The 16,286-nt window shown below is 58.1% G+C and carries 9 protein-coding genes; all 9 read left to right on the top strand.

Annotated elements, in window-relative coordinates; genetic code table 11:
- The first annotated feature begins 34 nt into the window (after window positions 1-34).
- Window positions 35-7,852 carry a type I polyketide synthase gene (locus B0B13_RS07265; RefSeq protein ID WP_076795375.1) on the top strand — a complete coding sequence of 2,606 codons (7,818 nt, stop codon included), beginning with the start codon at window positions 35-37 and terminating at the stop codon, window positions 7,850-7,852.
- 267 nt (window positions 7,853-8,119) lie between these two features.
- Entirely contained in the window at window positions 8,120-9,796 is a 1,677-nt protein-coding gene (locus B0B13_RS07260; protein ID WP_076795372.1) for an OFA family MFS transporter, read from the top strand.
- A gap of 142 nt (window positions 9,797-9,938) precedes the next feature.
- The gene (locus B0B13_RS07255) at window positions 9,939-10,286 is read left to right on the top strand and encodes a hypothetical protein (protein ID WP_237573872.1); all 348 of its coding nucleotides are present in this window, start codon (window positions 9,939-9,941) and stop codon (window positions 10,284-10,286) included.
- Between the two features lie 311 nt (window positions 10,287-10,597).
- Entirely contained in the window at window positions 10,598-11,464 is an 867-nt protein-coding gene (locus B0B13_RS07245; protein ID WP_076786980.1) for an STAS domain-containing protein, read from the top strand.
- A gap of 9 nt (window positions 11,465-11,473) precedes the next feature.
- A complete protein-coding gene (locus B0B13_RS07240; protein ID WP_076786982.1) occupies window positions 11,474-11,830 on the top strand; it encodes an STAS domain-containing protein in 357 nt (118 codons plus the stop codon).
- A gap of 1 nt (window position 11,831) precedes the next feature.
- Entirely contained in the window at window positions 11,832-12,275 is a 444-nt protein-coding gene (locus B0B13_RS07235; protein ID WP_370642962.1) for an ATP-binding protein, read from the top strand.
- Window positions 12,260-13,384 carry an ATP-binding SpoIIE family protein phosphatase gene (locus B0B13_RS07230; protein WP_076795367.1) on the top strand — a complete coding sequence of 375 codons (1,125 nt, stop codon included), beginning with the start codon at window positions 12,260-12,262 and terminating at the stop codon, window positions 13,382-13,384. The genes B0B13_RS07235 and B0B13_RS07230 overlap by 16 nt, the downstream gene beginning before the upstream one ends.
- Complete coding sequence (locus B0B13_RS07225; protein ID WP_237573870.1) at window positions 13,353-14,765, top strand: sensor histidine kinase; 1,413 nt, start codon at window positions 13,353-13,355, stop codon at window positions 14,763-14,765. The genes B0B13_RS07230 and B0B13_RS07225 overlap by 32 nt, the downstream gene beginning before the upstream one ends.
- Window positions 14,762-16,285: an ATP-binding response regulator gene (locus tag B0B13_RS07220; protein ID WP_076795362.1), complete on the top strand. Its 1,524-nt coding sequence runs from the start codon at window positions 14,762-14,764 to the stop codon at window positions 16,283-16,285. The genes B0B13_RS07225 and B0B13_RS07220 overlap by 4 nt, the downstream gene beginning before the upstream one ends.
- Window position 16,286: the final 1 nt, after the last annotated feature.

The raw sequence follows: 16,286 nt of genomic DNA, 5'->3' as shown, positions 1-16,286 counted from the left end.
CGGGCACACCCGAACGGGAAGGGCATTTGGAGCCATGGAAAAGACAATTGCAAACGATCTAAGTGACATCAGCCTGCCCACCCAGCGGCGTGCCGGACAACGGCAAACCGTACAGCAGCAGACCCGACGGCAAATCGGTGCTAGCGTAGACAGCGGTGCCCAATCGGATCCGAACGCTAGCAAAGTGGCGATTGTGGGTTTTGCCGGGCGTTTCCCCGGCGCGGACAATACTGAGGAGTTTTGGCATTTACTGGTGCAGGGGCGCTCGGCAATCGGCGAGTTTCCTTATTGGAACCTGCCAGGCATCGCCGAACGTCGCCACCTGCGGAAAGAATTTGCATGCCCGGGCGGCTTCATCAAAGACCCGATGGCGTTTGACGCCGATTTCTTTAAGATCTCCGCGCGTGAAGCCGAAGCGATGGATCCTCAGCACCGCATCGTGCTGGAGCAAACCTGGGCGGCTTTCGAAGATGCGGGGATTCCCCCGCAAAGCCTGCGCGGTAGCGATACTGGGGTTTATATCGGCGTATCGTCAGCCGACTATAACGGCTTATTGGCCCGCACGGCGGCAGGCGCCCATGATGCTACCGGTAACGCCCACTCGATCATTGCCAACCGTATCTCTTACTTGTTCGATTTTCACGGCCCCAGCGCGCCGGTCGATACGGCCTGCTCCAGTTCATTGGTGGCGGTGTACAAGGCGGCACAAGCGATTCTTAACGGTGACTGCATGGTAGCGGTCGCCGGTGGGGTCAACCTCTGTTTTGAGCCCATGGTGTTCATTGGCGCTGCGAAGGCAGGCATGCTAAGCCCTAACGGCCGTTGCAAAACCTTTGCCGCCGATGCCGATGGTTATGTTCGGGGCGAAGGCGTTGGCGTGTTGATTCTCAAGGATTATCAACAAGCACTGGCCGATGGTGACAACATCGTGGCTACTATTATTGGCTCGGCGAGAAACCATGGCGGCCATGCCAATTCGCTGACTGCGCCTAACTCCACGGCGCAGGCCAATCTGATCAAACAAGCCTGTCGAAACGTTGATATTAACAGCATAGGCTATATCGAGGTCCATGGTACAGGCACCCGTCTCGGAGATCCCATTGAGATCAGCGGGCTCAAGCAGGCATTTGCCGAGCTGGGCCGTAGCAGCGCGCGGCGTTGTTACCTCGGATCGGTAAAAACCAATATTGGCCACCTCGAATCTGCTGCTGGTATCGCCGGATTGATCAAGACGTTGCTGGTTCTCAAGCACGGTTACCTACCCAAGAGTTTGCATAGCGAGCAACTCAATCCCTATATCGACTTGGCCGGCAGCCCTTTTAAAGTGTTGCAGCAAGCGCGGGAGTGGCCACAGTCCGACACGCCCCGTCGTGCGGGTGTCAGTTCATTCGGTTTTGGCGGTACCAATGCGCACATCGTACTGGAGGCGGTTGAGTCCCCCGTCGGCGTAACGGCACAAGGCAGTGCGGCGACGATCTTTCCAATATCGGCCAGGACGCCCGAAGCGCTCAAGTCGCGAATCAAGCAGTTGATTGACTTTATAGCGCAACGGCCTCAGCTTGCGTTACCGGATTTGGCCGCCAGTTTGCAGTTGGGCCGTGAGGCGATGGAATGCCGGCTGGCAATAGTGGCAGACAGTCGAGACAGTCTTCTGGACCAACTCGGGCACTATCTTGCCAACGGCTACGACCAGCGTGACGAACCTGCCGGCGACGTTGCGACGGGTGAGGTGCTCCGAGCGCTGCAACAACAGGATCGCGACACGTTGCTCGCGTTATGGTGCCGGGGGGCAACCGTCGACTGGCGTCAGCTTTATCCAGATGGTCGGGCGCGTCGAATCCCGCTGCCGACCTACCCGTTTAACCGTGAAATTTACTGGATCAGCGAGGCTCCGGTGGTTGAGCACTCGGGCGAGCCGATCCTCCATCCTTTAGTGCAGCGTAATACCTCGGATCTGGCGGGGCAGCGTTTTAGTAGCCGATTTAATGGCAACGAATTCTTCTTTGACGAGCATCGGGTCAATGGCGTCAAAATCCTGCCAGGGGTCGCTTACTTAGAAATGGCCAGGGCCGCGGTCGAACTGTCGCTTGCCGACGATGACGCGCTGGTCCAGTTCAAGCATATCGCGTGGCAGCACCCGATGCGCCATGACGGTGGTGAGCTGGCCATCGACATCGAGCTGTCAGAGCAAGACAATGGCGAGATTCTGTTCGAGATTGTCGGCGCTAACGTTGACGGTCCAAGCTACTGCCGCGGCGTGGCATTGGTCGGCGCCACTCAAGCCTTACCGCAGCTGAATTTGCTGGCAATCGCCGCTGCCACCGAGCAGCAGCGACTGGAGCCACAGCAGTGCTATCAAATCTTTGGCGAGATGGGGCTGGACTATGGAGAACACTTCCGCGGGATCAGCGAATTACAGGCGGGCAATGGCCAGGTGCTGGCTAAATTGGCGTTGCCTTGCGAGTTCTCAGAAGCCGGGGAGTGCGACGAGTCGCTACGTTTGCCTCCCGGCCTACTCGATTCCGCGTTGCAGGCAGCGTTAGGACTGGCGTTGGTGGATCCGGCTCAGTCGGACGCTCGCCGTCAGCCACTGGTGCCCTTTGCGCTGGATGGCGTGATTTTGGGTGATCTGAACCTGCTTGGCAATGGTTGCTATGCATGGGTACGTTATGCCGTTAATCACCATCCGGGACGGATTAACAAATTGGACGTGGATCTGTGTGACCCGCAGGGCCGGGTGGCGCTGCGTCTGCTTGGCTTCTCGTCGAAAAGATTAGATAGCGGCCAAGCTAAGCCACTGGTAATGGCGCCGGTCTGGCGGGATAAAGCGCCACGCCAGGACGGTGAACAGCACTATAACCGGCAATTGATTTTATTGGCAGGTAGCCAACCCATTGTATTGGACAAACTGGCAGACTGCTGCCAGGAACGGATATCGGGCCGGCAGATCAACGTTGAGCGATTGCCTGCCGCTGCTGAGGATCCCGCTTGCGCGTTGCAATCGTTGGCTAGCGTTTTGCTTGGTTATTTAAAAGAAAACCGATCGGATAGCTTGGTGCAGTTGGTTCTGCTTGACAGTGATCATGGCCCACGGCTCAGCACCTCAGTCTTCGCTTCATTGCAAGCGCTGCTCAAGACCGCCAAAAACGAAGGACTGATCGCTGCCGCCCAGTCCATCGAGGTGTCTGGAAGGCATTCGCCTGAGTTGCTGGCGCAGTTATTGATTGAGAATAGCTACCAGGAGGACGAGCGGGTCCGTTATCAGCATAGCGTTGAGACTCGGTATCAGCGCCAAGTGGCGTCTTGGCAGGAAACGGCGTTGGCCGCTACCGAAACCGCGCCGTGGCGCGCCGGCGGCGTCTACTTGCTGACCGGCGGCGTAGGTGGATTGGGGCTGTTGCTGGCCGAAGCGATTGCCCGGGAAGCGCATGGCGCCAAGCTGATCCTGGCTAGCCGCTCCGCTGACCAATTGTCGTCTAAAACCGCCGAGCGGATCGCCCATATCAAAAAGTTAGGCGCTCAAGTGCAGCTCGAGGCGCTGGACGTGGCTGATCGGACCGCGGTTGACGAGCTAATCGTGACGTGTGAGCGGGAGTTTGGCGGTATTCATGGCATTTTTCATTGTGCCGGTCTTACCCGAGACAGCTTGCTTAGCAATAAGAGCGAGGCCGATTGGGCGGCGGTGCTGATGCCTAAGGTGGCGGGGGCGCTGAATCTGGACCGGGCTAGTGCTCACCTTGCGCTAGATTGTTTTGTCCTGTTTTCGTCGGTTTCCGCGGTGATTGGTAATGTCGGCCAAGGTGACTATGCGCTGGCCAACGCCTTTTTGGACGAGTTTACCGGTTGGCGTAACCGCCAGACAGCTGCTGGTCACCGCCATGGCCGCACGCTCGCGGTTAACTGGCCGTTATGGCGCAATGGCGGGATGCAGATTGATCCTCAACGCGAGCAACTCATGGTTGAGCACACTGGCATCGAACCGTTGAGTGACCACGGTGGCCTGGAGTTGCTGCGTCGGGCGCTTGCCGATGCCAACGCACCCGAGCGGTTGATGGTTTTGGAAGGCGATACCGCCAAAATTAAAGCATTTATTGCGGCTCAGTGGCATGAGCCGGTGGCGGCTATGTTTGATGAGCCAGGCGCGGCCGAACAGTCTGCTGCGCCGACGACACAAGTTCTAGTTGACGAGCCGTCGCCGACAGCCAACGTCAATGACGAACCAGTGCATCGGGATTTGACCGAGCCGGCGATCCGTTATTTCAAGCAATTGCTCTCGACGACGCTGAAGCGGCCTGTAGAAAAAATTGATAGCGATGGCTCGTTCGAACGCTACGGCGTTGACTCGATCATCCTCACCGAGTTGACCACTAAACTGGAACAAAGTTTTGGCTCGCTACCGAATACTTTGTTATACGAATATCAAACGGTGCGTGAACTGAGCGAGTACTTTATTCACCATCATCGCGATGCGTTGCAGCAGCGGGTGTTGGGCGAGCCGGTTAATCGGCACACGACCGCTAAGCACGGAACAAAGGTAGCGCAGGCAGAGAGGGTAGAGCCAATAGCAATTGCTACGCAGCTGCCCGCGCGCAAGCGCCGTCGCCGAACCGCGCAGCAGGATACACCGTCTATGGCCAATTCAAGCCGTGAACTGGCGATCGTCGGTATAAGTGGACGTTACCCTGGCGCTGAAGATTTGGAGACGTTTTGGCATAAGCTGGCAGGCGGCGAAGATCTCATCAGTGAAGTGCCCACGCAGCGCTGGGACCATCAGGCTTATTTTGCTGAACAGCGCGACCGGTTTGACAAGACCTATTGTAAATGGGGTGGTTTTCTCGATGGGGTTGAAGATTTTGACCCGTTGTTTTTCAACCTGTCGCCTCGCGAGGCGGAAATCATTAACCCCAATGACCGGCTGTTCATCGAAACTTGCTGGAACTTACTGGAAAGCGCCGGGCTGACTCGACAACGGTTAAAACAGCAGTATCAGCAGCAGGTTGGCGTGTTTGTCGGCGTAATGTATCAACAGTACCAAGCGTTTGAAGCGGACTTCGTCAAAGAGTCGTTGGTATCCGTGACTTCATACAGCGCGATTGCGAACCGGGTATCTTATTTCTTTGATTTTCAGGGGCCGAGTTTGGCGATCGACACGATGTGCTCATCGTCGATCTCCGCAATCCATGCCGCTGGTGAGGCCCTGCGCAATGGCGATTGCAGATTGGCAATTGCCGGCGGCGTTAACCTAACGCTGCATCCGAAAAAATACATCGGCCTGAGTATCGGTAAGGTGCTTGGCAGCCACGCCAGCAGCCGTAGTTTCGCCGACGGCGATGGTTACTTGCCGGCGGAAGGGGTCGGCGCAGTCTTGCTTAAGACACTGGCCGACGCCGAACGCGATGGCGATCGGATCCTTGCGGTGATCAAGTCGACCGCCGTCAATCATGGCGGCCATACCCATGGTTTTTCGATGCCAAGCGCCAAGGCGCAGGCGGCGCTGATCGACAGCAACTTCAAGCGAGCAGGGGTTGACCCGCGCACGATCAGTTATGTGGAGTCAGCGGCTAATGGATCGGCAATGGGCGATGCTATCGAGCTCAGTGCGTTAAACCGAGTCTTTGGCCAAGCCGGCGTTGCCAACCAATCCTGTGCAATTGGCTCGGTCAAGTCGAATATCGGCCACGCCGAGGCGGCTTCGGGCATGTCCCAACTCAGCAAGCTAGTCTTACAACTGCAACACCAGCAACTGGTGCCGTCTCTATTGCTCGGCCCGCTTAATCCTAAGCTGGACTTCGAGAATTCGCCTTTTGTATTGCAACGTGAGTTGGGCCATTGGCCTCAGCCCGTGGTGGACATGGACGGGATGAGGCGACAATATCCGCGCCGGGCGGCACTCAGCGCCTTTGGTGCTGGTGGTTCCAATGCCCACCTGGTGCTCGAAGAATATCAAAAGTATCAGGAGAACCAAGGACATCTGGGGGACGATGTAGCACAGATCCAGAACGGCGCTCTTTATATCGTGCCGATGTCGGCGAAAAGCGTCCGCTCGTTGCACCAGGGAGTGATGAGGTTAGCACGTCATCTCGATACGCATCCGAATTTACGGCTCAACGACGTTGCCTACACCCTGCAAACTGGCCGTGAGGCGATGCAGTGGCGGCTAGCATTGCTAGTGAAAAGCATGGACGAGTTACGTGCGGCACTATGCGAGATTGGGCAGGTGTTGAACCAAAGTGATGGCATAGCCGCGTTAGCAAAGCTCAATTTGCCGTTGTTTTTTGGCAATATTGACGAGGTGCCGGCGACGACGGCTAGCCTGTTGTGCGGTCCTGGCGCAGACGCGTTAAGCCACAGCTTGATTGCCGCCGATGAGCGACAACAGCTGGCGCTATTGTGGACGCAGGGCGGTGAGATTCCTTGGGACAAGCTGGCGGAAAATACCTCCGCTGGCTATGGCGTAAAAATCGTCCCATTGCCGACTTATGCATTTGATAAAAAACGCTATTGGCTAGAGCAGTCTAACACGCCAACAACGTTGCAGGGCAACGCCATAGCGGCCAGCGTGACGCAGCAGGCCTCAACTAGTACGCCAGTGAACGTAACCGATGATCATGCCAGCCACACGGAGACTGCCGCTGAACGTGGGCTACGCGTGTTGGCTGGTTTGCTGGGTATGCAGCCGGAAGAATTGTCGCCGGCCAAGCCTCTCAGTGTCTATGGGGCTGACTCCATCGTCATGGTTCAGTTGGCGATGCAGCTACAAGCGGAAATGGATCCTGAGTTAGCGTTAGCCAAAATCCAGCAGTGCGTTACGATTCAAGACTTGCTAGATTTGCTGGCCGAACGTGGTGAGCTGGCAAGCGCAAAAGGGCCAGGGCTGCCAGTCAAAATCAGTGAGCTTTTTACCCGTCCGACGACACGCTTTTTGGAGCTGCAGCGACTCAATACGGTGGACGATGGCCAGCCCATCTTTTGGTTCCACGGTGCGCTGGGCGGCAGTGAGATATACCAAGAACTGGCCCATCACATCGACCGGCCGTTTTTTGGACTTCAAGCCAAAGGATGGATGACCGAGCGCGAACCGCTCCAGGGAATCGAGGCGATGGCGGCCTATTATGTTCAAGCGATTCAATCGGTGCAGCCCCATGGTCCCTACGATCTCGGCGGTTACTCGCTCGGTGGCATGCTGGCTTATGAGGTGACCCGGCAACTGCAGGCATCAGGGGAAACGGTAAAGACCCTGGTGATGCTGGACTCGCCGGATGTCACCGGTGAGCGCACCGCCAAGTTGGCCGATAAGACCAGACTACTACAGGCAGTCAATATGTCTTTGCAGATGACGATCAGTGACACGCCTGAACGTTTTGCTGAAGTGTTAATCCACCGGGACGAGGTTGATCTGTCGTTGTCGCATCCAGCCTATCGGCAGCAATTGATGACGTTGGCGCGGCAGCGAGGGTTGAAGATAAGTGATGACCGTTTGCAGCACATGATGGAGCAAGTGGCGCGGATTCAGCAATCCTACCAAGTGGAGCAGTATCGGATTCTGCCGTTGCCGAAGGCCGAGGAGGTCGCCTGTTATTATTTCCGTAATGCCAGTGGTTTGTGGATGGGAGATTTGGAGCCTTATTTCTCCACTGACAGCCGAGAATTCGCGCCCTTCAATCACACCAACTATTGGCAAGAGTGGCAACGGCAATTGCCAAGCTTTGAGATGATTGACGTGGACTCGTCCAGCCATATGACATTGTTGACCGAACCCAAAGTGTTTGACATGGTCGCAGCATTCTGCGTGTCGCTGTATGCGAAAGAGTGGGCGAAGGGGAAGCCCAGCGTCAAAACTGTCTTGACGTAGACGGTTGCTTTTGACGCTTGCGTGCGGGATAAAATGGTCAGATCGCTGCCATCACTAGGCAGATGGACCACTCTGTATAGGCGCAGATACCGCCGGCGATGTTGTGTACAGCTTGGTCGCCGGCGGTATCGTGACAGTACCGCAAAAAATAGGACTGTCTGGTTTTGTAGTTGATAAATTGTCTGCTTATTCGCTTAACCGACCGGCGGCCTTCATGGCTGAAGACAGAAGTGCGTCTGTGGCCGGTCCATTATTGGGGAAGATAACATGACGTCAAGCCTAAGTGCAGGCGCCGCCGAGCAAGCCGCGGCCGTGCCCTTTCTCTCCAAGGAGCGCATTGTCGCGAAGCCAGGCTTCAACCGCTGGCTGGTGCCTCCGGCCGCCTTGGCGATTCACTTGTGCATAGGCATGGCTTATGGCTTCTCGGTCTTCTGGCTACCGTTGTCGCAGGCCATCGGCATTACCCACCCTATGTCCTGCGGTCCCGAGATTGGCTTTTTGCAAGAGTTATTCGTGACTCACTGCGACTGGAAGATTTCCACGCTGGGATGGATGTACACATTGTTCTTTGTGCTGCTTGGCAGTTCTGCCGCTATTTGGGGCGGCTGGCTGGAACGAGCGGGTCCGCGCAAGGCTGGCGTGGTCAGTGCGCTATGCTGGTGCGGCGGTATGCTGCTTTCCGCACTTGGCATCCACTTACACCAGTTCTGGCTGATGCTGCTGGGCTCCGGCGTGATTGGCGGTATTGGTCTGGGTCTCGGGTACATCTCGCCAGTCAGTACACTAATCAAATGGTTCCCCGATCGACGGGGCATGGCCACCGGCATGGCTATCATGGGATTTGGCGGCGGTGCGATGATTGGTTCGCCGCTAGCCACGGAACTTATGGCGGCCTTTGCTGCATACGAAGGGGGGGGCGTGACGCAAACTTTTGTCGCTATGGCTGTGCTGTACTTCGTTTTTATGATGAGTGGCGCACTGGCCTATCGCATACCGCCGTCTGGGTGGGCACCTGCTGGCTGGAAGTCTGCTAAGGAGCAGGCAGACGATACCATGGTGACTCAGCACCATGTCCATGTGAAGAAAGTGTGGGGTATCCCGCAGTTCTGGCTCGTTTGGATGGTGCTCTGCATGAATGTCTCGGCCGGAATCGGCGTTATCGGCATGGCCAGTCCGATGTTGCAAGAAGTATTCGGCGGACACCTGATTGGCCAAGCTGTACCATTCTCCGAACTTGGCAAAGAACAATTGATGTCAATCGCCTCTGTGGCAGCCGGTTTTACCGCGCTGCTGAGTTTGTTCAATATCGGCGGCCGATTTGTCTGGGCCAGTCTTTCCGATAAGCTCGGGCGCAAACGGACCTACACCATTTTCTTCGTGCTGGGCGGGCTTCTATACGCCAGCATTCCGTCGAGTATTACCGCCGGATATTTAATACTCTTTGTTGCTGCTGTCTGTGTCATCGTCAGTCTGTACGGCGGAGGGTTTTCCACGGCTCCTGCTTATTTGGCCGACTTGTTTGGCACTCAGTTTGTCGGGGCCATTCATGGCCGGCTGCTCACAGCTTGGGCAACTGCCGGCGTCCTTGGGCCTGTCGTAGTGAACTATATGCGTGACTACCAGCTGGCTCGCGGCCTGCCGCGTGAGCAAGTTTACAACCAGTCAATGTATATCTTAGTTGGCATGCTGTTAGTGGGCCTAGTGTGCAATCTTCTGATAAAGCCAGTGCACCCGAAATATTTCATGAGCGAGCAGGAACTTGCGGAGGAAAAACGCGTTGCGCACCCTACGCCACCCGTGTGCGAACTTTCTGCCGAAGCTCCCGCTATGCGGGCGTTCGGCAGTGGTGCGCTGGTCGTGCTTGCTTGGGTCGCGGTTGGGTTGCCACTCATGTGGGGCATCTATCGCACGATGCTCAGCATTGTAGCATTCTTCCACGGCTAGTGCCCGTCAGGTTCAACCCGTCATGAAGCGCCACTGCTGCAACCGATGCGTGACATTGGCTGTAAGACGTGGCGCCGACACCGTCTTGCTTTAGCATGGCGGCCTTTGTACCGAGATTGCCAAGATGCCAGTGGAGCCACGTTTGGTAGCGAACCGAGTTGTCGCCATAGCGACGCCGAAGGCTGCGTTCGTTACCTGGATCAACAGCGTCGATTCTGCTGCGGGCATGGCATTGACGCTGGCGCAAGCTAGCGAGAATGCAAACGCCTTCCTGGTTCCTGCAGCCGGTAACGATCCCGAGGCCGCTGTCAAGCGTTGGTTGCACAAGCACTGGCAGGTCATCTTCGAACGCATGCTCGAGGATTGGTATGTCGACGAGTGTCTATGGCCGCAAGCTCGTACGCTAAAGATGTTCAAGGAGTGGTGCGAGATCCGTATGCACTCGATTGTCCTGGATTGCGCCGAAGTACCGATCGCGTACGACGACTAAGCCAGGTCCTGTGCCAGGCGCCAGGGCGCAGCTCATCGATCCGGTTGACCGGCTTGTCGCGGATCTCTGCCTTGACCTTGTACAACGCGCCGATGCGTTCCAGCGCTTCGGTGTTCAAGGCATTCGGCCGCGCGGCATGCAATTCCACCAAATTTTGGGGCGGATTACCCGGTGACCGGGTGTACACCCGTCACCCATGATGCAGATCCGGACATTTGTGGCTGCAACGTTTATTGCCGTGACGAACTATAGTAAGGTGCTGCCCTTCTATTTCTAACCGCATCATTGACTATCTGTTAAGCGGAGATCGCATGAATACTGCCAGCGGAGCGGGCCTCGCTGACATACTTCGTCAACATCGCGCTGTGTTGTTATCCGAATGGATCGATCAGCATTTGCCGGTTGCATTGCGTCGAGGGTTGGCCACGGAAGCCGAGGCTCGGGATCAATTCCGTGGATTTCTCGATGTGTTTCTCGATACGCTTGAGTGCACGTCGTCGTTGGACGCAAGCGATGCACAGTGGGAGCCGGTGCGTGCATTCCTTGCCGAAATGTCCGGGCACTGCGCTAAGCTTGGGTTCACGCCGGTCGAGACGGCGACTTTTGTGTTTTCGTTGAAGCGGCCGCTGTACGCGCGACTGAGCGCCCAATTCGCTGACAATCCCGCCATGCTCGCCGATACCGGGTGGGCAGTGAACGAATTGCTTGACGCGTTGGGTCTTTATACGACTGAAATCTATCAGCGCAGCCGCGAGGCGATTATCTCTCGGCAGCAGGAGGAACTGCTGGAGTTGTCGACGCCCGTTGTGCAATTGTGGCATGGAATTCTGGCGTTGCCATTGATCGGTACGCTCGACTCCGGTCGCACCCAAGTGGTAATGGAAAGTTTGCTGCAGAAAATTGTTGAAACCGGCGCGAGCCTAGCAATCATCGACATCACGGGCGTGCCAACCGTCGATACGCTGGTGGCTCAGCATCTGCTCAAGACCGTGGCGGCAGCGCGATTGATGGGTGCAGATTGCATTATCAGTGGCATCCGTCCGCAGATTGCGCAGACGATTGTCCACCTTGGCGTTGATTTGACCAATGTGACGACCAAATCAACGCTCGCGGATGCTTTTGTGGTGGCGTTGCAGCGCACCGATGCGACGGTGATACCGGGTCGTCCCGCCGCGTAAGGTCAGATCATGGACCGGATTCCGATTCTGCGCTTGGGCGATTACCTGATTGTCACTATTCAGGTCGATATGCACGATCGTCTCGCTATGTCGCTGCAGGACGATTTGACCGACCGCATCGTCAAGGACGGTGCTAAAGGTGTGTTAATCGACATCTCTGCCCTTGATGTCGTGGACTCTTTTATTGGCCGGATGATCAGCAATACCGCGGCGATGGCGACCGTGCTCGATGCGCAGACGGTCGTAGTGGGCATGCAGCCGTCAGTCGCGATTACGCTGGTCGAGTTGGGGCTCACACTCAATGGTGTGTGTACGGCGCTGAACATCGAAAAGGGCATGGCGCTGCTCCAGCAGCGTCGGCGTTGACATGCCAGACGTATCGATGATCGGCGCCAACGAGGTGGCACCGCGGCTGGTAGCCGAATTAAGCCTGCGCTCGGACGAGGAAATCGTCCGGCTGCGGCAGGTGGTGCGCGATCAGGCCATCGCGCGCGGTTTCTCGTTGATCGACCAGACCAAGTTCGTGACCGCAGCCAGTGAACTGGCCCGTAACACGCTACAGCATGGCGGCGGCGGTACGGCTCAGCTGCACGTGGTGGTCAATGGCGCACGTGTCGGCCTGCGTTTGACGTTCACCGACGCCGGTCCCGGTATCGCGGACGTCGATCAGGCGCTGGGGGATGGCTTCAGTACCGGGACCGGGCTCGGTCTGGGGCTGGGGGGCTCGCGCCGCCTATGTGACGAATTCACGATCGAATCGCAGCTCGGGAACGGTACGAAGGTGATCATCACAAAATGGAAAACACGTTAGGTGCGGCGTTGCCGAGCGGTGGCGCTCACTGTTCGCTGGAGATCGCGGATGCGAGCGCAGTCGCATTTGCGCGCCGCACATCCGCTGAAGCGGCGCGTAAGGCCGGCTTCGGAGAGGTGGATGCCGGCCGCTTGGCGATCGTGACCACCGAGGCTGCGACGAACATCTTGAAACACGCACGGCACGGCGAAGTGTTGATGCGGCCACTAGACGGGGCGGTTGAGTTAATTGCGATGGACCGCGGCCCTGGAATGCACGACGTGCGTGCCGCACTCACTGATGGTCATTCTACGGCTGGCACGGCCGGCACTGGCCTGGGTGCGATCCGTCGGCTTGCTGATCAATTCGCTTTATACTCGCAACCGGGCGCGGGTACGGTGGTGCGGGCGTTGCTGTGCGAGACCCGCAAGCGACTTGCACATGCCACGCTGTCTGGGCCGCAGCTCGGCGGCATTTGCGTACCCTGTCCCGGACAACAGGTGTGTGGCGACGCCTGGTACGCACAATCCGATCCGCGCGGCATGACGCTCGCGTTGGCCGATGGCCTAGGGCATGGCGCTGACGCGCACATAGCGGCGTACGGGATCGTGGACGTGGTGCAGCGCGGCGCCGGTATTTCGCCGGCCAGGCTGATGGAGCAGGCCGACGCGGCGCTGCGAGGTACACGCGGTGCCGCAATCGCACTCGTACGCCTGGATTGGGTGAAGGCGTGCATGACATTTTGCGGCACGGGAAACATCTCGGCGGTTGCGCACGGCACCGGGCATCCTCGGAGCAATGCTGGCGACCATGCTGGTGCGCCGCGCGACCGTTACCAATTGATATCGCGCAACGGCATCGTTGGGCATACGATGCGTGGCGCGCAGGAGTTCGAAATGGCGTGGAACGCCGACGCAATGCTCGTATTGCATTCGGACGGCGTGGGGACGCGGTGGGATTTGTCCGATTATCCGGGACTCGCCCGGCAACCGGCAGCGATCATTGCCGCGGTGCTTTATCGTGATTTTTCGCGTCGGCGCGACGACGCGACGGTCGTGGTCGTGAAGGCCCGAACGGGAGCCCAGTTGAGTCATGACGATGCGTTTGCTACAGATCCGGCTCGAGTGTGAGCAAGATGCCATCGTCGCACGCCGACGCGCACGCGAACTGGCGGCGGCGCTGGGCATGTCGCCATTGGATCAGGCTCGCATAGCAAGCGCAGTCCTGGAGATCGCCTGCAATGCACTCGAGTATGCGGGCGGTGGGGAAGTCACGTTTGTCATCGACGATACGACGCACCCGCACGCGCTGCGAATTGAGGTGCGCGACTGGGGGCCGGGCATCCGCGACCTGCACGCCGTGCTGGAAGGCGTCGGCGGCGAGCAGGCGGACATGCGCACTGGCGTTGCCGGTGCGCGACGCCTGATCGGCCATTTTTCGATTCAGTCGCGCGACGGCGACGGCACACTCGTGACCATGGCCGATTCGCTGCCCGCTGATCGCGCTGCCGTATCCGTCGATGCCGTGAGCCGGCTCGCGCACGAGCTTGCCCCAGCGGTTGCGCAAACCGAGGCCTTTGATGAACTGCGACAACTGAACCGCGAGCTGGTGTCCACGCTTGCCGAGTTTCGGCAACGCCAGGAGGACCTGCTGCGCTTAACCCAGGAGTTGGAAGCGACCAACCGCGGCGTTGTCGCGCTTTATGGGGAACTGGACGAGCGGGCAGAGGAACTGCGTCGTGCAGACGCGATGAAAACACGGTTTTTGTCGAACATGAGCCATGAGCTTCGCACGCCGCTCAGTTCAATTCGAGCGTTGGCGAAGTTGCTGCTGAACCGGCTTGATGGCGACTTGACGGGCGAACAGGAGCGACAAGTCACCTTGATCCTCAGTGCGGCGGAGCATCTTGCCGAGATGGTCGACGATTTGCTCGATCTAGCCAAGATTGAAGCTGGCAAGACCGATGTCGTACCCGTATGGTTCGACGCCGCTGGCCTGTTTGCGGCGCTTCGCGCGATGTTGGCGCCGCTGCTCAATACACCACACGTGCAGCTCGAGTTTGCGTCGGTGGCGGGTTTACCCAGGCTGTATACCGATGAACCTAAGCTCACGCAAATCCTGCGGAATTTTGTATCGAACGCGCTCAAATATACGGAGCATGGCCGCATCGAGGTCGGCGCGCGAATGGAGCCGGACGGCACCCGCGTTACGTTCTTCGTTTCAGATACCGGCATTGGTATTGCGCCGGAGCATCACCAGATCATCTTTGAAGAGTTTAGCCAGGTGCAGAATCGTCTCCAACAACGTACAAAGGGAACGGGGCTCGGTTTGCCGCTGTGTCGTAAGCTGGCCATGCTGCTGGGTGGCGACGTCCGCGTATGCAGCGAACTGGGGGCGGGCTCCACGTTTTACGTCACCGTGCCAGTATGTCTGGTACAAGCCGGGGAAGCGCCGCATGCGACGGCCGGGACGATACACATGCGTGGATGCAGCGGAGGGCAGGCAGCATGAGCACTGCAGCGACACTGATCGTCAATGTCGATGACAATGAGGGTGCCCGCTATGTGAAGTCGCGCATCCTGAGCCATGCGGGGTTTGCGGTGATCGACGCGTCGACCGGATATGACGCGTTGCAGGTTGTGCGTGAGCGCGAGCCGGCGCTTGTGTTGCTCGATGTGAGACTACCGGACATCAGCGGCATCGAGGTGTGCAAACTGATCAAGCAGGACGCGGCAACGAGTTCGACGCTTGTGCTACAAACGTCAGCGGCTGCTGTGCAATCGCACGACAAGATTCTCGCGCTAGACGGCGGTGCGGACAGCTACTTGACCGAACCGGTCGATGCAGCCGAGCTGGTCGCCAACGTGCGGGCATTGCTGCGGCTGCATGCGGCCGAGAAAGCGCTGCGGGAGGCGGATCGGCGTAAGAACCGGTTCCTCGCGACGCTTGCACACGAATTACGCAATCCTCTCGCACCGCTTCGCAATGCAATTGAATTGCTCGATCCCAAGTACGGAGCAACCGAGGCAATGCGCGCGGATGCCCGACTTATCGCCAGTCGCCAGCTGGCGCATTTGGGACGGCTGGTCGACGATCTGCTGGACGTGTCCCGCATTTCGTACGGAAAGATCGTGCTGCAAATCGCTGCGCTGGACTTGAAGGCAGTCGTCGAGACGGCGGTCGAAACGAGTAAGCCGTTGCTCGACAGCAAGGGACACACGTTGTCGGTGACCGTGCCAACTACAGCTTGCCCGGTCGTCGGTGACAGCATCCGCATCGCACAAATCATCGGCAACCTGCTGTCGAACGCGGCAAAGTATACGCCCGATGGCGGCCGGATCGAGCTTCGGCTTGATATTGGCGACACCGATGTTGCCGTTTGTGTGCAGGACAACGGCATCGGCATATCGTCGGAAGAACTACCGTCTGTGTTCGACCCGTTTATGCAGTCGAGCAAATCGATGGAACAGGCTGGCGGGGGCCTGGGCATCGGACTAGCGTTGGTGCGCGAGCTTGCGGAGTTGCACGGCGGATCGGCGACTGCGTATTCGGACGGGCCCGGACGGGGCTCTAGATTCGTAATTCGATTGCCACTGGCCGACGTGGTGCAGCGTGAGCGCGCCGACAAGGCGTCGCGTGAGCCCGCCGCTTGCGCTGCTGCAAACCAGCGACGGGTGCTGATCGCCGACGACAATACCGATGCGGCGATGTCTTTGCAGGTGTTGCTGGAGTTGTCAGGCCATATTGTGCGTGTCGCGCACGACGGCGTGTCGGCAATCGAAATGGCGCAAACGTTCGAACCCCAAGTGGCGATACTGGATATTGGGTTGCCGCATGCAAACGGCTACCAGGTGGCCAAAGCGCTGCGTGCGCAACCACGGACCGCACGCGCGCTGCTGATCGCATTGACTGGTTATGGGCAGCAGAGCGACAAGCGGGCTGCATCCGATGCCGGGTTCAATCTGCATTTGGTCAAGCCGGCTCGGCTGGATGAACTGTTGCGGGAGATCGAACGCGCAGAGGTGACGTGAT

Origin of the sequence: Burkholderia sp. b14, from assembly GCF_900156195.1 — a bacterium.
GTDB lineage: Bacteria > Pseudomonadota > Gammaproteobacteria > Burkholderiales > Burkholderiaceae > Mycetohabitans.
The sequence above is the reverse complement of the archived record's forward strand: the minus strand, read 5'-3'. Positions and strand labels throughout refer to the sequence as shown.

Bases quoted from the DNA above. Each gene is read 5' to 3' on its own strand.
- B0B13_RS07265 (WP_076795375.1), top strand. From the start codon at position 35: ATGGAAAAGACAATTGCAAACGATCTAAGTGACATCAGCCTGCCCACC.
- B0B13_RS07260 (WP_076795372.1), top strand. From the start codon at position 8,120: ATGACGTCAAGCCTAAGTGCAGGCGCCGCCGAGCAAGCCGCGGCCGTG.
- B0B13_RS07245 (WP_076786980.1), top strand. From the start codon at position 10,598: ATGAATACTGCCAGCGGAGCGGGCCTCGCTGACATACTTCGTCAACAT.
- B0B13_RS07240 (WP_076786982.1), top strand. From the start codon at position 11,474: ATGGACCGGATTCCGATTCTGCGCTTGGGCGATTACCTGATTGTCACT.
- B0B13_RS07235 (WP_370642962.1), top strand. From the start codon at position 11,832: ATGCCAGACGTATCGATGATCGGCGCCAACGAGGTGGCACCGCGGCTG.
- B0B13_RS07230 (WP_076795367.1), top strand. From the start codon at position 12,260: ATGGAAAACACGTTAGGTGCGGCGTTGCCGAGCGGTGGCGCTCACTGT.
- B0B13_RS07225 (WP_237573870.1), top strand. From the start codon at position 13,353: ATGCGTTTGCTACAGATCCGGCTCGAGTGTGAGCAAGATGCCATCGTC.
- B0B13_RS07220 (WP_076795362.1), top strand. From the start codon at position 14,762: ATGAGCACTGCAGCGACACTGATCGTCAATGTCGATGACAATGAGGGT.